Origin of the sequence: Chitinophaga sp. CF418 (genome assembly GCF_900142925.1) — a bacterium.
Classification (GTDB): domain Bacteria; phylum Bacteroidota; class Bacteroidia; order Chitinophagales; family Chitinophagaceae; genus Chitinophaga.
Window position 1 is genome coordinate 27,600 of the sequence record NZ_FRCN01000013.1, and the last position, 24,185, is coordinate 51,784.

At 43.0% G+C, this 24,185-nt stretch carries 24 protein-coding genes and 1 other RNA gene; 15 read left to right on the top strand and 10 right to left on the bottom strand.

Translation table 11 applies throughout. The annotated features are described in order from the left end of the window. Window positions 1-45 precede the first annotated feature (45 nt). Together F3I09_RS25165 and F3I09_RS25170 are read right to left on the bottom strand one after the other, a co-directional pair. Window positions 46-2,496 (bottom strand): FtsX-like permease family protein, encoded by a 2,451-nt coding sequence (locus F3I09_RS25165; RefSeq protein WP_149697827.1) that lies wholly within the window; start codon window positions 2,494-2,496, stop codon window positions 46-48. Between the two features lie 322 nt (window positions 2,497-2,818). Continuing rightward, window positions 2,819-3,304 (bottom strand): UpxY family transcription antiterminator, encoded by a 486-nt coding sequence (locus tag F3I09_RS25170; RefSeq protein ID WP_188133954.1) that lies wholly within the window; start codon window positions 3,302-3,304, stop codon window positions 2,819-2,821. Window positions 3,305-4,018: 714 nt separating this feature from the next. Between F3I09_RS25170 and F3I09_RS25175 the strand changes: the two genes are divergently transcribed. From F3I09_RS25175 to F3I09_RS25195, 5 genes are all read left to right on the top strand, one after another. Continuing rightward, window positions 4,019-4,237: a hypothetical protein gene (locus F3I09_RS25175; RefSeq protein WP_188133955.1), complete on the top strand. Its 219-nt coding sequence runs from the start codon at window positions 4,019-4,021 to the stop codon at window positions 4,235-4,237. Between the two features lie 24 nt (window positions 4,238-4,261). Beyond that, a complete protein-coding gene (locus F3I09_RS25180; RefSeq protein WP_149697829.1) occupies window positions 4,262-4,666 on the top strand; it encodes a cupin domain-containing protein in 405 nt (134 codons plus the stop codon). A gap of 181 nt (window positions 4,667-4,847) precedes the next feature. Next, a complete protein-coding gene (locus F3I09_RS25185; protein WP_188133956.1) occupies window positions 4,848-5,603 on the top strand; it encodes an AraC family transcriptional regulator in 756 nt (251 codons plus the stop codon). Window positions 5,604-5,672: 69 nt separating this feature from the next. Further along, on the top strand, window positions 5,673-6,080 hold the full coding sequence (locus tag F3I09_RS25190) for a DinB family protein (RefSeq protein ID WP_149697831.1): 408 nt from the start codon (window positions 5,673-5,675) through the stop codon (window positions 6,078-6,080). A 16-nt stretch (window positions 6,081-6,096) separates the two neighbouring features. After that, the gene (locus tag F3I09_RS25195; protein ID WP_149697832.1) at window positions 6,097-6,393 is read left to right on the top strand and encodes a DUF1330 domain-containing protein; all 297 of its coding nucleotides are present in this window, start codon (window positions 6,097-6,099) and stop codon (window positions 6,391-6,393) included. 96 nt (window positions 6,394-6,489) lie between these two features. Here the strand turns inward: F3I09_RS25195 and F3I09_RS25200 are convergent, their stop codons facing one another. Further along, on the bottom strand, window positions 6,490-7,425 hold the full coding sequence (locus F3I09_RS25200) for a hypothetical protein (protein WP_149697833.1): 936 nt from the start codon (window positions 7,423-7,425) through the stop codon (window positions 6,490-6,492). A 740-nt stretch (window positions 7,426-8,165) separates the two neighbouring features. On the opposite strand from F3I09_RS25200, the gene F3I09_RS25210 reads away from it, so the two are divergent. Both F3I09_RS25210 and F3I09_RS25215 read left to right on the top strand, forming a co-directional pair. Further along, window positions 8,166-8,552: a hypothetical protein gene (locus tag F3I09_RS25210; protein WP_149697834.1), complete on the top strand. Its 387-nt coding sequence runs from the start codon at window positions 8,166-8,168 to the stop codon at window positions 8,550-8,552. Further along, on the top strand, window positions 8,549-9,616 hold the full coding sequence (locus tag F3I09_RS25215) for a S9 family peptidase (RefSeq protein ID WP_149697835.1): 1,068 nt from the start codon (window positions 8,549-8,551) through the stop codon (window positions 9,614-9,616). The genes F3I09_RS25210 and F3I09_RS25215 overlap by 4 nt, the downstream gene beginning before the upstream one ends. 137 nt (window positions 9,617-9,753) lie before the next feature. On the opposite strand, the gene F3I09_RS25220 is transcribed toward F3I09_RS25215, so the two are convergent. Further along, the gene (locus tag F3I09_RS25220) at window positions 9,754-10,104 is read right to left on the bottom strand and encodes a helix-turn-helix domain-containing protein (RefSeq protein WP_149697836.1); all 351 of its coding nucleotides are present in this window, start codon (window positions 10,102-10,104) and stop codon (window positions 9,754-9,756) included. Window positions 10,105-10,174: 70 nt separating this feature from the next. Between F3I09_RS25220 and F3I09_RS25225 the strand changes: the two genes are divergently transcribed. From F3I09_RS25225 to F3I09_RS25240, 4 genes are all read left to right on the top strand, one after another. Further along, window positions 10,175-11,035 (top strand): SDR family NAD(P)-dependent oxidoreductase, encoded by an 861-nt coding sequence (locus F3I09_RS25225; RefSeq protein ID WP_149697837.1) that lies wholly within the window; start codon window positions 10,175-10,177, stop codon window positions 11,033-11,035. A 201-nt stretch (window positions 11,036-11,236) separates the two neighbouring features. Next, window positions 11,237-13,522, top strand: a complete 2,286-nt coding sequence (locus F3I09_RS25230) for a xanthine dehydrogenase family protein molybdopterin-binding subunit (RefSeq protein WP_149697838.1) — start codon at window positions 11,237-11,239, stop codon at window positions 13,520-13,522. Between the two features lie 21 nt (window positions 13,523-13,543). Next, window positions 13,544-14,011 carry a (2Fe-2S)-binding protein gene (locus tag F3I09_RS25235; protein WP_149697839.1) on the top strand — a complete coding sequence of 156 codons (468 nt, stop codon included), beginning with the start codon at window positions 13,544-13,546 and terminating at the stop codon, window positions 14,009-14,011. Between the two features lie 33 nt (window positions 14,012-14,044). Beyond that, window positions 14,045-14,686 (top strand): hypothetical protein, encoded by a 642-nt coding sequence (locus F3I09_RS25240; protein WP_149697840.1) that lies wholly within the window; start codon window positions 14,045-14,047, stop codon window positions 14,684-14,686. A gap of 190 nt (window positions 14,687-14,876) precedes the next feature. Here the strand turns inward: F3I09_RS25240 and F3I09_RS25245 are convergent, their stop codons facing one another. Beyond that, a complete protein-coding gene (locus F3I09_RS25245) occupies window positions 14,877-15,104 on the bottom strand; it encodes a helix-turn-helix transcriptional regulator (protein ID WP_149697841.1) in 228 nt (75 codons plus the stop codon). 3 nt (window positions 15,105-15,107) lie between these two features. Continuing rightward, window positions 15,108-15,587: a DUF2975 domain-containing protein gene (locus F3I09_RS25250; RefSeq protein ID WP_149697842.1), complete on the bottom strand. Its 480-nt coding sequence runs from the start codon at window positions 15,585-15,587 to the stop codon at window positions 15,108-15,110. A 426-nt stretch (window positions 15,588-16,013) separates the two neighbouring features. Here F3I09_RS25250 and F3I09_RS25255 point away from each other — a divergent pair, with 426 nt between their 5' ends. Beyond that, entirely contained in the window at window positions 16,014-17,597 is a 1,584-nt protein-coding gene (locus F3I09_RS25255; protein WP_149697843.1) for a TROVE domain-containing protein, read from the top strand. 429 nt (window positions 17,598-18,026) lie between these two features. Here F3I09_RS25255 and ssrA read toward each other — a convergent pair. The 4 genes from ssrA to F3I09_RS25275 form a co-directional block, all read right to left on the bottom strand. After that, window positions 18,027-18,403: a transfer-messenger RNA gene (gene ssrA / locus F3I09_RS25260) on the bottom strand. Window positions 18,404-18,780: 377 nt separating this feature from the next. Next, a complete protein-coding gene (gene rseP / locus F3I09_RS25265) occupies window positions 18,781-20,115 on the bottom strand; it encodes an RIP metalloprotease RseP (RefSeq protein WP_149697844.1) in 1,335 nt (444 codons plus the stop codon). 94 nt (window positions 20,116-20,209) lie between these two features. Next, the gene (locus tag F3I09_RS25270; protein WP_149697845.1) at window positions 20,210-21,376 is read right to left on the bottom strand and encodes a 1-deoxy-D-xylulose-5-phosphate reductoisomerase; all 1,167 of its coding nucleotides are present in this window, start codon (window positions 21,374-21,376) and stop codon (window positions 20,210-20,212) included. Between the two features lie 101 nt (window positions 21,377-21,477). Further along, window positions 21,478-22,971, bottom strand: a complete 1,494-nt coding sequence (locus tag F3I09_RS25275) for a GH3 auxin-responsive promoter family protein (RefSeq protein ID WP_149697846.1) — start codon at window positions 22,969-22,971, stop codon at window positions 21,478-21,480. Window positions 22,972-23,282: 311 nt separating this feature from the next. Between F3I09_RS25275 and rplU the strand changes: the two genes are divergently transcribed. From rplU to F3I09_RS25290, 3 genes are all read left to right on the top strand, one after another. Beyond that, window positions 23,283-23,585, top strand: a complete 303-nt coding sequence (gene rplU / locus F3I09_RS25280; RefSeq protein ID WP_149697847.1) for a 50S ribosomal protein L21 — start codon at window positions 23,283-23,285, stop codon at window positions 23,583-23,585. A gap of 36 nt (window positions 23,586-23,621) precedes the next feature. After that, a complete protein-coding gene (rpmA, locus tag F3I09_RS25285) occupies window positions 23,622-23,894 on the top strand; it encodes a 50S ribosomal protein L27 (protein WP_110055132.1) in 273 nt (90 codons plus the stop codon). A gap of 73 nt (window positions 23,895-23,967) precedes the next feature. Then, on the top strand, window positions 23,968-24,185 hold a 218-nt coding region (locus F3I09_RS25290; RefSeq protein WP_188133957.1), incomplete at its 3' end, for a hypothetical protein.

Sequence of the window (24,185 nt, forward strand, 5' to 3'; positions counted from 1 at the left end):
AAGCTTTTGGGGTAATAATTGCTCTACGACATAAACAATCTTTTCTTACTCATACTTTAAGGCTTTAATCGGATTCAATCTTCCCGCCTTCCATGTGTGAAAGGCCACTGTTAACAGCGCAATGAAAAGCACTATAAAAGTTGGAATAAAAAACAATAAGGGGCTGATGCCAATCCTGAAGGGATAATGCTGCAACCATTGGTATAGTCCCCACCATGCCAGTGGCCATGCAATACAGCATGCAATCAGTATCAGTTTCATAAAGTCTCTCACCAGTAAAACAAAGATACTGACGGCAGATGCGCCAAGTGTTATCCTCACACCAATTTCCTTTGTTCTTTGCATGCTGGTAAATAATGATAAACCCAGGAGGCCAAGACAGGCAACAAAAATGGCGAAACCGGAGAAGAGGCCGAATATCTTTCCGAAACGCACATCGGTACGATACTGCCTGTCGAAGAATTCATCCAGGAATGCATACTGAAAAGGGCTCGACGGGAATAATTCTTTATAGCTCTTTTCAATATATGCGATCGTTTTTTCAATATTGGTGGCACTTACTTTTGCTGCGTAATATTCTATGCTGGAACCATCTTCCAGACGGAATACGATGGGTGTAAAAGATTCTTTCAGTGATTTCTGATGAAAGTTCTGTAGTACACCAACGATCTCATACTCGAATGTAACGCCAAAGCCATTTTTATCGATCAGGATCTTTCCCACTGCATCTTTCGCACTTTCAAAGCCAAAAGCCTTTACGGCAGACTCATTGATCATGATAGGGATAGTGGCCTTTGCGCTGTCTGTAATCTGATCGGGTGTAATAGAGAACTGTTGTCCTGCTATCACTTTTATGTCAAACTGGTTGATGAATTCAGGTCCGATAGAGAACGTCGCATACATATTTCCCTTATTGGCAGATACGTCGTCCCTGCGCTGATAAGGCCTGTTCCACAATATATCCAGACCAGGCATGCTGGAAGCAGCTGTCACACTTTTGATATTGGGAGATTGTAACAGTGATGTACGGAAAGTATTGATACGTTGATAAAAATTCTGTCCTCCCTGTGATTCCAGTTTATTGGCAGGCGCATCAACGATCAGGGTCTGATCGATGTTCATGCCGAGGTTCGTTTCTCTCATGTAATTTACCTGCCGGGAGATAGCATATGTACCGATAATCAGTGCTATGGACACTGCAAACTGGAATACCACCAGTATCTTCCTTATGCTGATCCCTGCTCCTGTTAGTGGCAATTTCCCCTTCAGTACCTGTACAGGCTGATAACCTGATAACAGGTAGGCCGGATAGATTCCTGATACCAGCGCGCCCCCCAGCAGTAATACCAGGAAGGCCAGCCAGAACCAGTAACTGGTCCAGAATCCCATTGGTATATCAACTCCCGCCAGCTGATTAAACAGCTCCTGACAAACCAGTGTGATAAGGATAGCGATGATAATACCGACGAAGTTCAGCAGTAAAGATTCAAAAAAGAATTGCTTCATTAAGGTCAGACGCTCCGAACCGAACACCTTTCTCAATCCCACTTCCCGTGCACGCTCCATTGCTTTTACGGTAGAGAGATTAATGTAGTTGATATATGCAATCATCAGGATCAGCACTGCAATCAGCACCATAAACCACACCAGTTTACCAGTACCGCTCACGGTAGGTTCGCCGGTGAGATCAGAGTAAAGATGTATCTGTGTGATCGGCTGCAATCCCAGCTTTACTTTGTTACTACCTGTCAAGCTGGAAGTGTATTTTGCAAGAAAGGCCGGCAGCTTACTTTCCAGCCTCTCTGCGTTCGCATTATCATTTAGTTCAACATACGTATAGTTGTCTGCATAGGTCCATGAAACATCTTTAGGATTGGTGGACACCAGCATTTCAAACTGTAAATGCGAGTTAGCGGGAATATCACTGCATACACCTTTTACAAAACCGTCAATATCCGTTCCCTGGTTGAAATTTACGACCCTTAACTTCTTACCGATAGGATCTGCATCACCAAAGAAACGCTTTGCTGTGGATGCCGTGAGGATGAGCGAATTCGGTTCATCCAATGCATCACGGCCTTTTATGATGGGGAAATTGAAAATCTTCAGGAATGATGCACTCGCAAATAGTACGCGGGGCATCTTGTAAGAGCGGGTGATATTCTCTGTTTCTGAAGCAGATACGATGCATTCGAGTGGGAAACAGGTAGTAGCGTTATGCACCTCTGGGAAATCACTTTTCATTGCATCGGCGAGGGCGGAAAAACTCCTGGCGGAGCGCTCTGCCAGCGCGCCGTCCTGATAGCGTTCCTGTTTTACGCGGTATATGAGGTTCGCCCGTGTGTGAAATTTATCATAGCTAAACTCGAACAGGATATACTGAAGAATCAGCAGACAAGCTGCAATTGCCACTGATAAGCCAGATATGTTTATGAAAGAGAATACCTTATGTCTGAGCAGATTCCGCCAGGCGATAATGAAATAATTTCTGAGCATTTACCTTCGAATTGGTTATAAACGGTAGATACAATATCAAAAAACGTGTGACTGGTGGCGGGACAACGTGTGGTGATATATACCCTGAATTTCTGCGTATTTATACAGCATGTTCACGTGTTTCTACGTAGTTTCTTACGTATACCTTACACTTGGTTTCTGTGGTTAACACGGCTTCGCCCAATCAAGTCACAGGAACATGAGTCACAAAAGTTCTATGATAGGCTGAAAATGTTGGTGGATGCTTATTCTAACGTCTCGGTTAACTATTCTTGCGGCCCCTAAAATAGATAATTTTTCATAGTTTCAAAAAAATTCTTTCCTAGTACACCAACCTGCTGATACATGAACTATCAACCTCCACGGCCAGTGCCTGCTTTATGGGAGATATCTTTATCACCACTTTCAGTTTCGATTGTATGCGTATCAATTCTCCCTCGAATCCTGCAAATGCACCTTGCGTGATCATCACTTTCTCTCCCGTAGAATAATACGGGATTGATTCCGTATCATGCATTTCGAGTCTGCGTACATCTTCAATTAACTTTTCCTGTAATATAGCAGGTTCGCCTTCGAATGATACAAATCCGACACTGCCGCTTAACAATAATATGCGATAGCGGTCTTTCCTTGGAATTTTTACGAACACATAGCCGGGAAATAGCGGCTCATTTAATTTTTTTATCCTGTCACTCCATTTCCGGGTAACGGTCCGCATCGGCAAATAACACTCGTATTGCAGATCGGCAATTTCTTTCCTGAGCTTTGCTTCAAATCGCGGACGCGTATAAAGCAAATGCCAGTCCAATATTGGGGTATTTTGAAGGGCCATCATTAAGGGATTTCATTGCTTAACAATTATGGTTTGATGGAACAACGAACAGGATACTAAAGGTGAAGCAATAGAACGGATCAGGCCCGTAATTGCCCACACAATAATCACTCTAAAGCTTTAACTAGTCTTAAAATTTGGAAAAAGTAACAATCCGTTTACATCGACAGGTTTCCAAAAGTAGAGAAAAAGGAATGTAAGTAAAATTTTTTTTATTAGGCTGGCTGCCTTATTTTCTAATAAATATATTAATGAGTAATTGGGGAAATTCAGCACTTATTTTAATCTTCCGATAGGTGTATTTAAATGATAACTATCTGCTTCATACCTTCCTCTGATTTCGAATACCTGTGTTGTTTAAGGCGGTTTCCATGCTGGTAATATTTCGCATATTAGCAATATCCGGATGCCGGCATCGTTTAGGTTTGAATTTTATAACTTTATTCAATAAATGCACAGGCAGTCAATAGTACACCTGATTTCAAAACCGGGCTGAAACTAAAAGAACAGCCCAGGATATGCGAAAGGGATTAACATTCATGTTAATTACCTAAACCGCTCGGCGAAAAAGGTGAACTTTTTAAGAAAAATACCGGACAGACACCAAGAGAGATGCGCATCAAAATAGTTTGATTTTTTTAATTAATGATTTGATTATTGTTAACTCCGGCCCTGCTAAAAGTGATAACTTTGTGTTCGAAAGAAATGCATGGAGCTACAGTTGGTGAGAATGCTATTGTCGCTACCGACACAATCTCTGAACCTGACATCGCAGAAGTGTTTAAAAAAGCATGTGAAAAAGCTATTCCCGCTGATTCTTTCGTGCGTACAATTGCTTTTGCCACTAGTCAGCCGGAAGAAGTGGATATTAGTGAGATATTATTCAGGCCGACAAGTCAGGAATTCTAAACCGATATTAACATCAAATAGATCATGAAACAGTATACGAAGGAACAGTTAGAAAAAGAAGGTTACAAACCAGCACCGGCTGAATACTTTACCGGACAGGCGTGGCTGAAACCCCTGGTTACTCCGGATGAAACTACTAATTGTATCATCAGCGATGTTCTTTTTGAACCGGGAACCAGGAATAATTGGCATACGCATCCCGGCAATCAAATACTACTCATTAAAGAAGGGACTTGTTATTACCAGGAAGAAGGGAAACCTGTACGACGTGTAGAGGTAGGTGGTGTTATCAATATATTACCGGGAACCAGGCACTGGCATGGAGCATCTCCAGATGCAGTGATGATTCATACGGCGATTGGTATTAATACGGAGAGAGGTATAGTTAACTGGTTGGAACCTGTTAGTGAAGAACAGTATCGGGGCTAGTTAGCATGGAGGTAACGATAAGTGACAACGTTTGATAAGGTTCCTGCTGACATACTGTTGTCACTTATGTCACTTTACTTTGTTATACATTACAAAGACTATGCAGGCAGATATTACCACACTTTACGAGTCACAATTGTGCACGGTGCATGACTTTTTATGTCGATGCACGGAGTGTACAGTGTCAAAAACCGAATCACAGGAAACATTCTCGATTGCTTATGTACGCAAAGGGAATTTCGAGTTTAAAGTGTTTAGAAATGATCTCGATGCCCACCATGGATTATTCCTGGTTTGCAAGCCGGGATATGAACACAGGGTGGGACACGTACATGATCTTCCTGATGAATGTACTATATTTTCATTGCCTGCTGAAAATCTGGAGTCATTTAAAGGACAGACTAATGAGTTTTCCTGGTTTTTCAATAACCCGGATATACAGTCGGTTTTAATAAAGGCTACACCGCAGACGGAACATCTGCATCACATCATCTTTTGTGAACTTGCGAAATCACGTCATGATTCTTTGTTCATCGAACAGCTTGTTGCCAATCTTTTGTTGATGGTGGTGTCAGCTGGCGCCCCGCAGGCGCATCCTATACTGAGCTACAAACAAAAGAAGTTTTATCTGCCAATCATTGAATCGGTGAAATATTATATTAATGACCGTTTTACCGATAATATTTCCCTGACCGAACTGGCGGGTATTGGTCATTTGAGTCCCTTTCATTTCAGTCGCTTATTTAAACAGTTAACAGGTGTTACACCCTATACCTATCTATTAAAGGTGAGGCTGGCGCAAGCCACTTTGCTGATCAGGAATACCCATCTACCCATCACTGACATTGCCTTCTCCTGTGGTTTCAATAGCCTGGAACATTTCTCTGCTTCATATAAAAATATATACGGCAAAGCTCCTTCCCAATTGCGGTTTTAAAAACAGCAAGATGTCTTAAGTCAGCGCCGGGCAGGCTTTTTAGCTTTGTTTTATCAAAATAAACATAGTATGAAAAAGCTATTACTGGCCAAGCTGGAGAATTCAAAAAATTACACCCTGGCAGTGGCGAACGGAATGCCATCCGCACATTATGATTTTAAGCCAACGAAAGAGGTTTGGAGTTTCCGGGAACTGATGCACCATATCGGTTACGGTATTCACTGGTTTAAAGCAACACTGATCGAAAAAGAAGAACCGGCCTGGGAACCACCAGCGGTAACTGCGGATAGAGATGCGACAATTGCCTGGCTTGAAGCAGCCTTCACAGCACTGGAAAATACAGTGGATAAAATGGCGAAGGATGAAGAGGCCACCGTCGGATTCTTCGGTACTTTGGACCATATCACACACCACAGAGGGCAGGCAACAACTTATCTGCGTTGCAAAGGCATTACTCCCCCGGAATATATTTTTTAACCTGTAAGTTTCTTCAATGGCTGTTTATTATATCAATAGTTATGATGTCATTGATATGGAGGAGTATGCCAACTATGCTGCTCCTGTGTATGAATTACTGCAGAAATATGGGGCTGAAGTATTGGCTTCGGATCTCAATGCAATTGCCGTAGAAGGTGTAGCAAAAACAATGAATGCGATTATCCGGTTCCCTTCGGAGGAAGCTGCATTGGCTTGTTATGCCGATCCGGAGTATCAGCCTGTAAAACAGATCAGGCTTCGTTCTACAACAAATTGTACGATGGTGCTGGTAAAGGAATTTGTGCGGCAATAAAAAAGCATACTAAAGGGCCTGGGATTATTTCCAGGCTTTTTAGTATTGATCTTGTTTGTGCAAACCTTCCTGTTCTACATTCCTGATTGATGATATTTATGCTGGTCCTTCCGGTAGATCTGTTAAGGGAATTAATCCCCTTTGAATAAACCTTTCCCTGATTGCGGACTTCGTTTCCTGTTTATGAGAAGGCATCGTCGTCTCGGGTTGTCTGTTAGCCAGCATCTCCGTCGCAGAGCGGCTTCTTTTCGCGATCCTGGCGGTTTTAGCTGGTTGCTGCGGATGCGCTGTTTTTTCCTCCAAGGGTAATACTGGTTCCAGCACTGCTGTTACAAATGCCTGTTCGCTGCTGGTGGTGCCGGCAGCCTGAATACCTGTATTGGTGTGCAAAAAACGGATCTGCAAAAGAACGATCGTAGCAGTGGCGCTAACCGGTGTGGCTGGCAACAACAGCGTATGTTGTTTTTCTCCCAACGGAACGCAGCTGGCTGCTGTGGTGGTTCCAAGGCAGGTATGCTGTTCCAGGTCCATATCCAGCGCTACCGCCTGAAGCTGTATATAACGGGCGTCTTTCGGCGGTTTCAGCCAGTGTTGCCAGTTGGTGGGCAGTTTCACCAGCACATTCCCATTCTCCTGGCGTATAGTATCTATTCCGCCGATAGTCATGACAGCCTTCTTATTATATCTGAAGTCTTTGAGATGCTGATGCAGGGCAGCGGGACCGAATACACGTTTACCGCGAGGATGCCGGGTATCTTCCCTCAGCGCTGCATAAACGGCCTTATTAAGCCTGTATACGGTCGTTTCGTCCCGGGCGGGTTGCCAGATACCGTTCAGGGCCGAACGGATCGATTTTGCGGCCTTGCTGGCCCTGGCGAATTCGCGACTGCTTTGCTTGCTGGCAGCAGACATACTGTCCGGGCCATATTGAGGCATTTTACGGCAGAATTGTTTGCCGTTCCGCTCGTAATAGATCAGGTCTCCGACATGGCCGGAGAGCCCCTGCGTAAGGATGTTGAAGTTTTGGGCCATAACATGCAATAGATTATTTATTCAATTTACGGATTAATAAGCTGATAATTAGGTTTTTGTTCGAATATATCTTTATTCATTGAGGGCATTACAAGGGGGTAAAAAGGGCATCTGTATATTCCATAGGAGCTATAGTAATCCCTTTATAATGAGCCTTAAGTGAGCTAAAGTATTTGAACTTTAATCGGGAATGAATAGGGCTTGAGTTGGACTTAAGTTGAAGGAAAAGTCTGGAGACGGAAGGGTTGGCGGAGGAAAGGAAGATTGATATTGCCGCTTGGTTTCGGACAATTAACATATGATAATCAATAGATTATGACTTAAAATGATCGATTTCTTACAATTTCGGAATTGGATTCCGTAATTGTAAGACTAATTCCCTTCCACCCAATTGATAACAGCAGTTTGTAATGCGTCCACCCGAATTGCGGCTGCAATGCAGGCGTATTTGAATACACGCTGTAAAATTGTCTATATCGTTCTGATTAACGAACCGAAAGCCACTTTCCAAATCCGGTTGTAAGACTTCTGATAATAATTTAAGAAGATAGGAGCCATAATCAGCCTTTCTTTACCAGTCTGCTCTTTCAGGCACGGCTATACTATTCAGAAAATGGCCGGACAGATAGTGTATTTCAACCCTTAATTTGGCAGACTCACCCGTTTTCTGAAAATGGTAATTACGATATTTCTACATTTGTTGTATAAAACAGGAAATTAAAAATTTAACGGTATCAAAAATGATTAGTAAAACAAAAAGACGATCTGCATTGCTTGGAATAGCTTTTTCAATTATAGCCTTTTCAGCATCGGCACAGAACAAAGCAGCGATGCAAAACAGCACGCCTGAGCAGCGGGCAAAGATGCAGACTGAATGGATGAAAAATAAGCTGGCATTAAATGCTGCACAAATCGAGCAGGTACAGGCACTCAATTTGGAATACGCCCTGAAGAATGCCCCTGTCCTGCAAAGTGACGAAAAAAAATTGTCTAAGCTCAAAAAATTAAAGGCTTCTCAAAAAGAAAAAGATGCATCGCTCAGCAAAATACTGGATGCCAGCCAATACGAGAAATATCAGGAACTCAAAGAACAAATGTTGGAAGCCTTAAAAGAAAAAAAACAATGAAAAAGCGATTGTTTCTGCCTGCAATGATGTTCATTGCAATGTCAGCATGTTCCAAAAACGATAAGGAATCAGTAATACTGCAATCGCAGACCGATAGTAGCCTCCAGGGACCGATTCAAAAACCTGTATCCGGTTACGGATCTGATGGAGGCTATGAGGTTGCCGAGATTGATTTTGCGAACCCACAATATGCTGGTACGGAGGTGTCGATCTTTTATCCCAAAGGCATTACTTCGCCCAGACCCACCATATTTTTTTCGCATCCATATGGAGGGGAGAGCAAAGATTACAATATAGGACTATACAATTTTATTGCGAAGAAGGGCTATGTAGTTGTGTTCGTTCCATACCGTACCATTGACATCAGCGTAGATCATCGCTACCAGACCCTTTGGGAAGGATTTGTAAAAGCAGCGGCAGATTATCCGAACATTATCGATACGCGTAAAGTGGGTTTTATGGGGCATTCTTTTGGTGGAGGAGCCAGCATAGGCCTTGCCTATAAGGCCTTTACGGAAAAAGGCTGGGGACAAAACGGGCGTTTCCTCTTTACGATGGCTCCCTGGTACGCCTTCAACTGGAGCAGTAATCTGACTACTGAGCAGCAATTGCAAAATTTCCCTTCCAATACCAAAATGATTTCGCAAGTATATGATGAGGACGATGTGAATGACCACCGTTTGGCTATTGACATCTACAAACACATCAATATCCCAAACAGTGAGAAGGATTTTATTTATTTTAAGTCTTCCACCATTAATAAATACAACTATGTAACCGACCACGCGATGCCCAGCTCCCGCCAAGCTTATGATGCCCTGGATTATTATGGCGTGTACCGCCTGCTGGATGCGATGATAGATTATAGTTTCAATGGTAATGTGAATGCCAAAAATGTAGCTTTAGGAAATGGTTCAGCTGCTCAAACCACCATGCCTTCTTACAATGGGCAAACAATGCCCCCTCTGGAAGTAACAGACAATCCTGCGCCAAAATATCCGCAAAGCAACTATCAATTCCAATGCAGCAACAGTACAAACCCCAGAATTAGCTATTGCGAATAGCGGGTTTAGGTCGCACAGCACTTTAATTTCATTATTACATCCGGGGCGGGAACTGCCATTCAAGCAATGCAGCAAACTGGGAGACCGCCCTGTTACCGGCGCTTAATTCCGGGGTTGCCTCCGGCTGCAATGGCCGGTTACGCAGGCTTTGCCTTTTTCAACACTGCACGGTGGTTCTCGCCCCACTTGATCATTTCATCCACCATTGGTTTTAAGCTCTTGCAATACGGCGTGACCGTGTAGCTCACAGTAACGGGTAGGGAGTCATACACAGTGCGCACTACTAACCTGTTTTCTTCCAGGTCTTTGAGTTCTTTGGAAAGTACGCGGGTGGTGATATTGGGTACGGCGCGCTGGATGTCGCGAAAGCGATTATTGCCGCTATTGATGGCCATCATGATGGGCAGCTTCCATTTGCCGCTGATCACGAATAGCGTGTCTTGTACATACTTAATTTTCTGCTCGATGTTTAATTCCTTTTTCGCCATTCTGGTATCCTTTAGGTAACTGGCATCAAAAGTATACCATTGTACTGGTAGCTTTGTAAAAAAAATAAGAATGGCAAAAACGGTATTGATCACAGGTGCTACCAGTGGCATTGGCAAGGCGGCAGCACTGGCGCTGGCGCAGCAGGGCTACCAGCTAATCATCCATGGAAGAAATCCTGGAAAAACGGAAGAGATAAGGAAGGAAATCATTGCTGATAGCGGGAACAATCAGGTTAGTACGGTAACGGCCGACCTCTACAGCCTGGCGGACATCCGCAGGATGTGTGCCGATATACGTGAGCAGTTTTCGAGGATTGATGTACTGATCAACAATGCGGGCGGCCTGATGGGTAAAGGCCGGGAGGCCACCCACGAGAATTTTGAAAAGACATTTGCAGTCAATGTCCTGGCCCCATTCCTGATCACTCATTTATTGATGGATTTGCTAGTAAAGAGCGATAATGCCCGCATTATCAATGTGGCGTCTAATTCTCACCAGTTAAATGCAAAGCCGGATTTTGGCGATATACAGTTGGAAAAACAGTATAACCCATTGCGGGCATACGGCAATGCGAAGTTATTCCTGATCTGGAATACCCAGCACCTGGCAGGGCAGCTGCAGCGGGATGGTATTACCAATGTGAGGGCGTATACACTTCATCCAGGCGCAGTGGCGACTAGTTTTGGTGTTGGCAGTGATCTTGGCCCGGTACTGAATTTTGTCAGCAAGCTGGCTCGTTCTTTCTTCAGAAGCCCTGAGTCGGGGGCAGATACTATAGTATACCTGGCGACTGCGGAAAATGTGCCTGGCAAGTCAGGCGATTATTTTGTAGAGAGGAAACCGGCTAAGAAAAGCACAAAATATTTCACGGCGGAGCGCGAACAACTCATTTGGAACTATTGTCTGGAGCAAACCGGTTTATACCGGTAGTCGTGGTATAGTGGCAGTAGGCATAGTACGGAGACAGTCCAATTAACCAACCTGAATGTCGAAGTACATAATCAGGAATATTGGTAAACAAATCAGTAATTTATATACGTAGGTCCGGGGAAAATATAGGTAACTTACTTCAGTATAAACAGGACCAGTATTCTGAACGGTAAAATTTGCCTAAAACAATAAATTTTCAAGATGGAACAATCTAAGTCAACCCAAAGCAGACGTTCCTTTTTAAAATCTTCATTATTAGCAGGTGGCGGTCTTATGATCAGTTTCGCCTGGCTTCCCGGGGTGGGGTTGGCAGATACCTCGAAAGACGTCGATCCTGCCGAACAATGGAATGAATTAAATGGATACATAAAAATCTCCTCGGATAATATCATAAGAATATTTAACCCAAATCCGGAATTTGGGCAAAATGTGATGACCTCACTTCCCATGATCATAGCGGAAGAGTTAGAAGCAGACTGGGAAAAAATAGTCGTAGAAATGGGGCCACACGACAATATAAAATTAGGACCACAATTTACTGGCGGCAGTAATTCGGTGAGAATGTACTGGAAACCACTTCGCGAAGCGGGAGCGGCAGCGCGGCATATGCTGATCCAAGCGGCAGCCCAAACCTGGAATGTGCCAATGGAAGAAGTGACAACCAAAGCGGGAATGCTTTATCATGCCAAAAGTGGTAAATCAGGAACATATGGCAGCTTCGCATCAAAAGCTTCGGGCATTCCCATTCCACAAGGAATTAAGCTAAAAGATGTAAAGAATCTTAATGTAGTGCGCAACTCAAAGAAAAATGTTGAGGGTTCAAAAATCGTCTCCGGTAAACCACTTTTTGGATTGGATTATAAACAGGAAGGAATGCTTATTGCTATGATACAACATCCCCCTGCTTTCGGAATGAAACTTCAATCTTTTGACGCATCTCAGGCCTTGCAAATGCCAGGGATCAAAGATGTTTTTACACTGGAATTATATGAAGATGGTTTTGAACAAGGCGGTTTCGATACCCGCACATTTAACGATCTGCTGGTCATAGTAGGTAATACAACCTGGAAAGTAATGAATGCCCGCAAGAAACTAATAGTACAGTGGGAAGCTGCCGGTGACACTAAAGATACCATGGGGGGCAGAGGTGCGAAAAGAGAAGTTATTGTTCCGGGAGAGCTTGAAAGTACGAGTACACAATTTGAAAAAATGCAGGAGTATGCAAAAAAACCTGCTCAACAATTGAGGAAAGACGGGGATCCGGAAACTGCTTTTAAGAATGCTGCTCAGATTATCGAACGCACTTACAATGCACCATTCCTAGCACATAACTGCATGGAGCCAATGAACTTCTTCGCGCATGTTACGGATGAAAAAGCCTTACTGGCAGGACCTTTGCAGGCACCTGGCTGGACAGAACCAACCCTGTCAAAAATATTGAAATTGCCGGCCGACAAGATTGAGATTCAGATGACGCGTATGGGTGGAGGCTTCGGACGCAGGGCGTATGGGCATTATCTCTCAGAAGCAGCACTTATTTCTAAAAAGGTAAAAGCCCCCATCAAACTTATTTACACACGCGAGGATGATATGACCTATGGCATTTATCGTCCTATGTACACCGCAACTTACCGGGCTGCTCTGGATGCAAATAAAAATCTAATCGCATTCCATGTAAAAGGTGGTGGCATCCCTGAACATGCAATACACGCAAACAGGTTCCCTGCAGGAGCTGTCGATAATTATCTTGCTGAAGGTTGGCAGATACCGTCCAATATTACAATTGGAGCATTCAGGGCCCCACGGTCAAACTTTAATGCAGCTGCAGAACAATCATTTCTTGATGAACTGGCAGAGATAATGGGTAAGGATCCTATAGATTTCAGACTGGAACTCTTAAAAAGAGCCAAGGAAAATCCTGTTGGCAAAAACAACGAATATGATCCTGACAGGTATGCCGGTATACTGAAATTAGTTAAACAAAAGTCTGGATGGGGTAAGCCGGAAAACAAAAATCGTAACCGGGGTGTGGCCGCTTACTTTTGCCATAATTCATATGCTGCTCATGTGGTTGACATGGTAATGAAAAATGGACATCCTTTTGTAGAGAGCGTTTATAGTGCAATTGATTGTGGCATTGTCATAAATCCAGATGCTGCAACTAACATGGTAGAAGGTGCTGTTATAGATGGCATTGGTAATACATTATTTGGCAGGCTAAGTCATAAAGATGGTGTGCCTGAACAAAACAATTTTCATAGTTATAGAATGATACGACACAGTGAAGCACCCAATAAAATTGAGGTTCACTTTGTTCAAAATGACATAGATCCCACCGGCTTAGGTGAGCCACCTTTTCCTCCGGTGTTTGGCGCTGTTGCTAATGCGTTGTATAAAACCACTAACAGGAGGTATTACAACCAACCATTCTTTGAACAGGCACTACAGTCAACTAATAAGCCGAAAATCAGAAGATCAATTCAGTAAATGCTCATTTAATAACCTACTATGCTCAAACTAAATATCAACAAGAAAAATTATGAACTGAATATTGATCCTGACACACCATTGCTTTGGGTACTAAGGGACGTAATTGGTCTTGTGGGAACAAAATACGGATGTGGCGTAGCGCAATGCGGCGCATGTGTTGTACATCTGAACGGCGAAGCCGTTCGCTCATGTGTTACTAAGGTAAGCAGAGCTGCAGGACAACAAGTTGTAACAATTGAAGGCTTATCAGTAAACAATGACCATCCGCTACAAAAAGCATGGCTGGAATTAGATGTTAGTCAGTGCGGATATTGCCAGGCGGGCCAGATTATGTCAGCAGCAGTATTGTTGAACGAGAATAAGAATCCAACTGACAAAGATATAAATAACGCCATGGAAGGAAATATTTGCCGCTGCGGTACTTATCTGCGCATTCATCAGGCAATTCACCTGGCTGCAGAGATTCAACGCAAAGGTTCGAAATAAATCAACGCTTATCTGCCAGTAAAAATTAAAGAGATGAAAATTAAATTCGGGAAAAAACTTTTATTTTCTCTTAAAAAAGTCATTATCGTTATAACGGTTATGGTAACCGTAATTGGCTTATCGGCAAGTGCGTTTAGAACCAATAATGATGGTGAAACTGTAACGCGTGAAAAGTTAGATAAAATTGATAGCGTTGCATCCCTGGCGGCTTTTGAGAAAGTCTATAAGGTATTAATGAGTCCGAGATGTATGAATTGTCATCCGGCCGGTGATATACCGCTCCAGGGAGATGACAGCCATATACATACTATGTCGCCGATGAGAGGTAAGGATGGGAAAGGGGTATATGCAATGAAATGTTCGAATTGTCATCAACCTTCGAATTCGCCTGGGTTACGTACTCCGCCCGGTAACCCAAAATGGGGACTTCCCCCTGCTGATATGAAAATGGTCTTCGAAGGAAAATCGGCACGTGAACTTGCGCTGCAAATAATGGACTACAAACAAAACGGCCACAAAAATAAAGCGAAATTGATCGAACATGCGAGAGATACCCTCGTAAAAGCAGGATGGAATATGGGTGAGGGCCGTAAACCACCACCATTAGCGTATAAAGATTTCGTAGAAGCATGGGATGAATGGATTAACAATGGAGGCATTGCTCCGAAGAATTAACGTTCTGTACAGTTTCATTCCAGATTTCGTGGCAGGGCAGGTAGATATTTATTTAATTATAGGAGCGCTAATAGATGAAGCGTAGCGGAATGTTTAGCGCGACCTGCCGGCGCTGTCCCACATGCCCAAACTTACTTAGAAGATAATACTTTTCGTTTACACTAACCCCGGCTATGACTCATAGCTTTTGTTAGCGGTTCGTTGTTCCTTTTTTGTCATTTACGTATTCCAGAATGTCACCTGGTTGGCAGTCTAATGCTTTGCAAATTGCGTCTAAGGTGCTAAAACGAATTGCTTTCGCCTTACCTGTCTTTAAAATAGAGAGGTTAGATAATGTCAAATCAACTCTTTCGGAAAGTTCATTCAGAGAAATTTTTCTTTTTGCCATCATCACGTCTAAGTTTACAATGATTGGCATAGCTTAAATTGTTAAGTCATTTTCAGATTTCATATCTATGGCATTCTGCAAGATTTTTTCAAATATTGCTGCAGCAGTTGCAACTATGATAGAAGCAAAAGTAGTCACGATACAAATAGCAAGAAAACCCGCAGGGTCATCCTCCTTATCATGGGATATCTTTATGTATAGTCCTGCCGTCACAATTAAAATGCTTAATACAATTGCACAATACTTTATACTCTTTAAAGTCCCAACAGAGTTTGATGAGAATACTTTATTCTGTCCGATGTATCCTAGCAATTTGAACGCCTTATACAGCGCAACGAAGAAAGCGATTGATGCTGCGTATCCATACAAGATGAACGGGTCGGAGTAAATGCTTAACAAGTCTAAGTTTGCGGCTCTTCCCTCTGTTAAGGGAAGCCGAATCAAAATAACAAGCACCACAATGCCGATAAGCACGATGACGGCCTGAAGAAATATTGTTGAGATTCTTTTCATAAATGATTTTACAATTTTAGGTTCTATTGCAAAAGTAAGTAATTATTGATAAACAATAAATATTTATTGTATTTTAGGAAATATTGGGAAAGTAAATGTCTTTGTCACTTTTGCTTATGGACTGAAAAGGAAACTTTTGAGTGGCCTAATTAAAGGGGGGAGCCAGGCATACCCGCTAATCTAAACCATTATTTGTAGCCTGTTATGCTAAAGCTACAAGGCTGTCTCCGAAGGAGTTCACTTTACCCTGAGCAATTTTGACACCGAAATTGATGGAATGACCGCGCAATCATCACAGCCAGCATAATTTGATAAGCAAATGATTATCAATAGATACAACTAATCTGTAAAAAAACTTCCAACTGCGCAAATAAGCTGCGCCGAAGTACTACCATCTTTGTCTTGTCAACAACAAAACTTCAGATTATGAGATTCAATTTATCAACAAACGCGGTGAAAGAAACAAGCAACTATATGGGAGCTACTGCATATAAGCTGACTCCGGAGATGGAACTTTACTCTGCAGTGGCAACCTGTGTGGTAGATGATTCTTACTATGAGAAGCAAGAAGAAAAGTTTAGCCGTATAAGGACACTGATTGCGCAGTGCTCACCTGGGTTTGTTGCTAAGCTAGCTATTTATGCACGTAAGGAAATGAATCTGCGTTCAATACCTGTTGTATTAGCTGTTGAATTGGCAAGGGCTACCTCAGGTAACAGTCTGGTGAGCAAAACGATCAACGGTATCGTGCAAAGAGCTGATGAAATAAAGGAAATACTGGCCTATTACCAGGTTACAAATAAAAGAGCGGGCATAAAAAAATTAAATAAGCTGTCTAAGCAGGTCCAGAAAGGGTTAGCTGCAGCATTCAACAAATTTGACGAATACCAGTTCGCTAAGTACAATACTGCTGCCGAAGTAAAAATGAGAGATGCCTTGTTCCTTGTTCATCCAAAAGCGAAAGATGAAGCGCAACAGGTGTTGTTTAATAAAATAGCGAAGAATGAGCTGGAAACACCATACACATGGGAAACTGTTTTATCTGAACTCGGCAAAAAAACATTTGTAACAGACGCAGAAAAGCAACATGCCATAGCAATGCAATGGGAAGAACTGGTGATGAGCGGAAGGCTCGGTTATATGGCTGTATTACGTAACCTGCGTAACATTCTTACAAAAGGCTCTGCAAAAGCATTTACTGAAGCATTGACGATATTAATGGATGCAGATAGAGTAAAGAAGGCAAAACAACTGCCATTCAGATATCTATCTGCTTTCCTGGAGATTGAGAAATTATCAGCAGCAGAAATTGTATTTGAAGACCAGGCAGAAAGAATAGCACAGGCAACTGCAGCATTAGAAAAAGCATTGCTGATTGCTTGCAATAATATATCTGTAAACGCAGGAAAAACAGTGATACTGTCTGATAACTCGGGAAGTATGTATGGCGATGCAACTGGTAAGTCATTGGTCTCTGCGATGAGCAGCCGTAAGACAGCTGATATTGCCAACCTTTTTGCTGTGCTGTATTGGAACAAAAGCAAAAACACGTCTATCGGTTTGTTTGGCGACTATTTGATACAACCAGTATTGAACAGGGAGTCCAACTTGTTTGAAAATTTCAAACTGATCAATTCAGAAGCAAAGAAATGTGGACCATCTACAGAGCGTGGAATTTTCGAATACATGGATAAGCTGATCTCTACTAAAACAATAGTGAACCGTATTATTATCTTCTCTGACTGCCAGATAGGTACAGGTTGCAACTGGTATGACTCACAAGGTAACAAAGGAGATAACTTCAATAAATTGTTGAAACAATATCTTGCTATTAATCCAACAGTAAAATTGTATAGTGTAGACCTGAAGGGATATGGCAACACCTTAACCAAGGAAGATAATAAAAACACAGTGCTGGTAAGCGGTTGGAGTGAAAAGATATTTGATATGATCTATTATGTAGAAAACGGATCTACTGTGGTGGACCAGATCAATGATATTGAACTATAGGAGGAAACGGCATATTACCGTTTAGAATGCTTTTTGACTAAACATTTAAACCGGTGTCGTAGAAAAGGATTTCTTCGTTCCAAGGTGAAGATGCAGATAATCAATCCTGCCCTGAAAAAGGTAGTTTAACTAAAATGTCACAGTAAGTACCTTTTCGATTTATTACCCGGTTTACTATTAAGATATACAGGTGCCGTAGAAACGAATTACTTCGTCCATTTAAGGGGAGGAATAGTAATAACTATCCGGTTCGACTCCGGCAATGCGCAGCCCCGTTTTTGTTTCGCTTTTTGCCCTGATAGAAAAGATCAATTCGTAGAGAAGAGTCACCGTCAAAGCGAATCAATCACTTATAAACAACAAAAAGGCCGCCTTTTCAAGGCGACCTTTTAAATTTTTTCCCCGTTATTCCCAGGTGGGAAATCAGGTCCGTGGAGTCGGCGGGAATCGAACCCGCGTCCAAACATATTCGCCGAAAGCTTTCTACATGCTTATTTACGCATTATTGTGTCGGAACCTTGCCAGGGGCGCAACTAACCAGCCTGGTCCTTATCCGTTGTTGTTTCAGTACTCACTCACAGAAACCATGAGTACCTATTCCGCTAAGGTTTTGATTTAGGCGGCGGCAGTTCTAGCAGACGGGAACTTGCGGCGGCCAAAATGGGTGCGCTAATCGCTGATTAGGCAGCCATGGCGTAGTTAGATTCGCCAATTAAAGGTTGTATATTCAGATTTACGTGCTAATTATACAACGCACGACATGCTTACACTTTCAAAGATCTATGCTGTCAAAACCAGGCGACCCCAGTTTGCTTTCGCAGCTTACAAAGGTACGGACATTCCGGCGAATTTCCATCACAGCGAGGGATAATGCAGTAGAATTGACCGATATTTGTATCCAATAGGGGCAGATGCGCTTTATACATGCCTTATACATGACGTATATATGCCTTATAGAGTGGGGCCTGGAGCGCACTAAAGTGCGCTTTATACCTAACGTATACATGCCTTATACCCGACGTATACCTATCTCATAGTTGGACCTGGGAACAATCAAAGTGCGCTAATAACATAGAACAAGCATCGAACTAATAACTTTTCAAATAACCGCCGTGAAGCAAATTCACCACATAAAAAAAGAGGCCTTTCGGGCCTCTTTTTATTATTCCTATTTGATTATTAGCTACTTAAATAAACTCCTCCAGATATCCAACCCGTTCGCATATATCAACAAGCCAAACAGAATTACCATACCAACGATCTGAGCATATTCCAGGAACTTCTCACTTGGTTTACGGCCGGTAATGATCTCATACAGCAGGAAGAGCACGTGACCACCATCCAGGGCCGGAATCGGCAGGATATTCATAAACGCGAGGATGATAGACAGCAAAGCCGTCATTTCCCAGAAAGCGATCCAGTCCCAATGAGCAGGGAACAGGTTACCAATACTGATAAACCCACCCAATGACTCATTTGCCTTCACTTCTTTGGATACGAAGATCAGGCGGAGCTGTTGAACATATTTCACCAGTGTACCGATACATTTGGAAAAACCTGCAGGTATAGCTTCAAAGAAGGTATACTCACGGGTAGCCAGTTTGAAATCCTTCTCAGGATTAGCCGGAGCCATACCTAACATACCAGTTTCCGGTACATGGGCGAACAACTGAATGGTGTCTCCCTCACGTAATACCTGTACCGGTACAGTTTTATTCTTATAAGCCTGTAATGCTTTTTTGAATTCATGGAAATAATAACCAGGCTGGCCATTGACAGTCAAAGTCTTATCTCCTTTCCGGATACCAGCCTTCTCAGCGGCGGATTTCGGTAGTACGCTATCTACTGTGAAAGGAACACGTACTTCCATCAGAGTCCCTTTCTTTTTGATCATTTCACGGATAAAACCGGAAGGGATCTTTATGTCCAGCGGTTTGCCGGCACGTTCCACCTGTATGCTGGTGGCTTCGCGGAGGATGATCTCTGCAGGAATCGCTTTAAAGTTCTCAACTGGCTCATGGTTGACAGACAGGACCATATCTCCGTCACGTAAACCAATACTGCCAGCCAGGGAGTCTACAGCGATACCGTAAGTCAGGTTCTTGGTCGGCAGGTAGCTTTCTCCCCAATGCCACAGCATCATAGCGTATATCAGGAAACCGAGGATCAGATTGACGGTCACACCACCTATCATGATAATCAGACGCTGCCAGGCTGGTTTGGAACGAAATTCCCAGGGCTGAGGTGGTTTGGCCATCTGCTCACGGTCCATGCTCTCATCCACCATACCAGATATTTTTACATATCCGCCGAGGGGTAACCAGCCTATACCATATTCTGTATCTCCTTTCTTCTTTTTAAACAGGGAAAACCAGGGATCAAAGAATAGATAGAATTTTTCAACCCTTGCTTTAAAAAGCTTGGCAGGGATAAAGTGCCCAAGCTCGTGTAATACTACCAGTATTGAGAGTGACAGTATTAACTGCCCGGCCTTTACCAATATTTCTTGTGTGGTCATGTAGATGAATCTGACGTAAATATATAATGTTAATAATCTATAGATAGTCCGGCAAATATAGGCGGTTCAACTGCAGTACGGCGTTAATGTAATATTAAATTACAATCGCATTGATCATAGAATTCGCATATTCTCTGGCAGCCTGATCGCTTTCATAATAGTCATGCAAGGTGGGTTTTTCGATGAACGGCAACTTCACCATGATCTCTTCGATCACCTCAGTCATTTGCAGGAAGCCGATCCTGTTCTTCAGGAAGGCATGCACTACTTCTTCATTGGCAGCATTCATTACACAGGCAGCATTTCCTCCTTTGTGCATCGCCTCGATGGCAATGGCCAGGTTGCGGAAAGTCTTGGTATCCGGTTGTTCGAATGTCAGCGTAGGATTATTCTTGAAAGAGAATTTCGGGAAATCGTTGGCTAGTCTTTCCGGAAATCCTAAAGCCAGTTGAATAGGTAATTTCATGTCAGGCACGCCCAGCTGCGCTTTCAGCGATCCGTCCACAAACTCTACCATGGAGTGAATGATGGACTGTGGGTGTATCACCACTTCGATCTTGTCTGGTGGCAGATTGAATAACCAGCGAGCCTCGATCATTTCCAGACCTTTATTCATGAGGGTCGCGCAGTCAATCGTGATCTTGGCGCCCATTCTCCAGTTAGGATGCTGGAGCGCATGGTCTTTCTTCACATTAATGAGGAAGTTGGGCTTCTTACCAAGGAAAGGCCCGCCTGAAGCGGTCAGGATCACCTTGTCCACTTTGCTGAGCGACTCACCGAGCAGACATTGGAAAATGGCGGAATGCTCAGAATCTACAGGGATAATGGGCACATTTTTCCTGGCGGCAGCTGCCATTACGATATCCCCGGCAACTACCAGGGTTTCTTTGTTAGCCAGGGCGATAGGCGTGCCCTGCTCAATAGCCGCCAAAGTAGGCGCCAGACCGGCAAACCCCATTACAGCGGCCAACATCATATCTATATTACTCCAGGCAGCCACTTCCACCATCGCCTTGGCGCCTGCGAATACCTTTATTCCTTTATCAAATAATACTTCCTTAACCTTGTCATATTGTGTTTCATCGGCTATCACAACGGCGTTCGGACGGAATTTCAAAGCCTGTTCAATTAAAAGTCCGGCGTTCTGTCCGCCGGTCAATACTTCCACTCTGAACTTGTCAGGATGTGCTTCAATCACCTCCAATGCCTGGATGCCAATAGATCCTGTGGAGCCAAATATGGCTATGTTCTTCTTACTCATTGATGCAATAATAAGGGAAATAAGAGAATTAGGAACGTAGGATTTAAGAGGAAGGAGTACTATCCTCTCGCCCTAATTGCTAATTCCCAATGAAAAAGTTCTCACTGCAGGAACTTGCTCAACTCATCTGCTAATGATCTGTCGTTGCTTAAACGGGGTACCTTATTTTGTCCGCCAAGTTTACCTACAGACTTCATATAATCGATAAAACCCTGCTTGCGCACCGGTCTGATCTTCAGGGGTTGCAGGATATTCCCTGTTAACAGGTCATTGTAATAAATGTTCTTTTCCTGCATATATCCGTCCACTTTTTTCGCAAAAGCAGCCAGGTCAGCAGGTGGATTTTCAAATTCCACAAACCACTCATGATAAGGCAGCCCCTCCTGTGGCGCCACCATGGGAGCCACGGTAAACTCCGTGATATGAAGATCTTCCTCCTTTGCAGCCCTCATCAGACTATACTCTACCTCCTCTCCGATCACATGCTCTCCGAATGCGGAAATAAAGTGTTTAATACGACCTGTTACCAGCAAACGGTAAGGATTAGTGGATACAAACTTCACAGTATCACCAATATTGTACGCCCACAGGCCCGCATTGGTGCTTACTACCAGCGCATAGTTCACACCTACCTGTACATCCTTCAGCGATAAACGGGTAGGGTTCGGATTGAATATTTCGTTGGCAGGAATAAACTCATAGAAAATACCGGAGTTGGTATTCAGCAACAATCCTTTATGTTCCTGGGTATCCTGGAAAGCAAAGAAGCCTTCAGATGCCGGGAAAGTCTCAACTGTATTGATCGGGCGACCAATGGAAGCCATCAGTTTTGCACGATAGGGTTCGAAGTTCACACCACCGTATACCAGCACGTCCAGGTTCTTAAACAGCTCTCCTACCGGTTTTCCGCTTCTTTCTATCAGCCTGTCAAAGTACATCTGCATCCATGGTGGAATACCGCTGATCAGCGTCATATCCTGATCGATGGTTTCATCAACGATTTTATCCAGCTTGGTTTCCCAGTCTTCAATGCAATTGGTTTCATATGAAGGCAGCTGATTGGTGCGCAGATAGCGGGGCACGTGATGGTTCACAATACCACTCAGACGACCATAAGGAATGCCTCCTACCCTTTCCAGCACGGGAGAACCGGACAGGAAAATGAGCTTCCCGCTGGCAAACTCGGTTTTCCCGGTTTCTGCTATGTACATCAGCAATGCATTACGGGCTGTATCTATATGATTGGAAACAGAGTCTTTTGTAATAGGAATGTATTTCACACCGCTTGTTGTGCCGGAAGTTTTAGCCAGGTAAATAGGCTGCCCTTTCCATAATACGTTCTGTTTACCGTCCTTTATTTTATTGATATAAGGCTTGAACTGTTCATAATCTCTGACAGGTACTGCCTGTTTGAAATCATTGTAGTTATTGATGTTATCGAAATGATGATCTTTTCCAAACTCGGTCTTCCTGCCTGTTTTTATCAACTCCTCCAGAATAGCCTCCTGGTCTTCTACCGCCCGTTGCATTTCCTTCCTGATCTTGTTAGCTACGATGGAAGCAAATGGCTTGGCAAGCAGTGATTTAAGCTTCATGCCTTTGATTTTAGGATAAGTGAAAGGACAAATGTATAAAATAAAAATTGTTATAAAAGCCCATATTGCAAGGGTTCTCAAGGTATTTGCAGACATCAGGGAACCTCCCCGTGGAGGCAATAATCAATGAAAACAGCAGTATATATAGCGATTCCAAACAACTATATTAAAATAAAGTATGTATCTTTGAAAGTATAAATTGTAATTCTCAGTGGAATCGGGCTGTTTACGGCCTGGTAGCAAAAAGCTGAGAAAACTTTGTCAATTAGAAAACAAATCCTACTTTTGCAGGAAATTATTTTTGGATAACTATGTTTGCAGTTGTAAAAATCGCAGGTCAGCAATTCAAAGTACAAAAAGACCAGGAAATCTTTGTACAACAGTTGCAGGGAAAAATTGGAGATAAAGTGCAGTTCTCTGACGTGTTGTTAATAGATAATGGCGGCCAGCTGACCGTTGGTACTGATGTAAAATCAGTGGTTAAAGCAGAGATCCTGAGCCACGTTCAGGGTGATAAGGTAATTGCTTTCAAAATGAAACGCAGAAAAGGTTTCAGAAAGAAAGTTGGTCACCGTACACACTTTACAAAGATCCGGATCAACGAGATTGCTTAATTTTTATTAGATAAAGTTTAAAACGTTACATAAGAAATGGCACATAAAAAAGGTGAAGGTTCCGTTAAGAACGGCCGTGATTCCCAAAGCAAAAGGCTTGGAGTAAAAATATTTGGTGGTCAGGCAGCCGTATCCGGGAATGTAATCATTCGCCAGCGCGGTACCGTTTATCATCCTGGACAGAATGTAGGAATTGGTAGAGATTTTACCATTTTCGCTGTAGCTGATGGTGTTGTGGAATTCAGAAAAGGACGTGAGAACAGAACCATCGTTTCCGTAAGATCACTTGACACCACTGCCCAGGCGTAAGTCTGGAACAGTGTTTGCCATAAAGTTTTTTTTAATACCCAATTTTAATTACTAACCCAAAATTCAAAAAACAATGGCAACAATTAAGAAAGCGGCTAAAAAAGCTGCTCCTAAAAAGGCTGCTCCTAAGAAAAAAGCTGCTGCTAAGAAAGCTGCTCCTAAAAAAGCCGCTGCTAAGAAAGCTGCTCCTAAGAAGAAAGCCGCTGCTAAAAAAGCTGCTCCTAAAAAAGCTGCTGCTAAGAAAGCCGCTCCTAAAAAAGCTGCTGCTAAGAAAGCTGCTCCTAAAAAGGC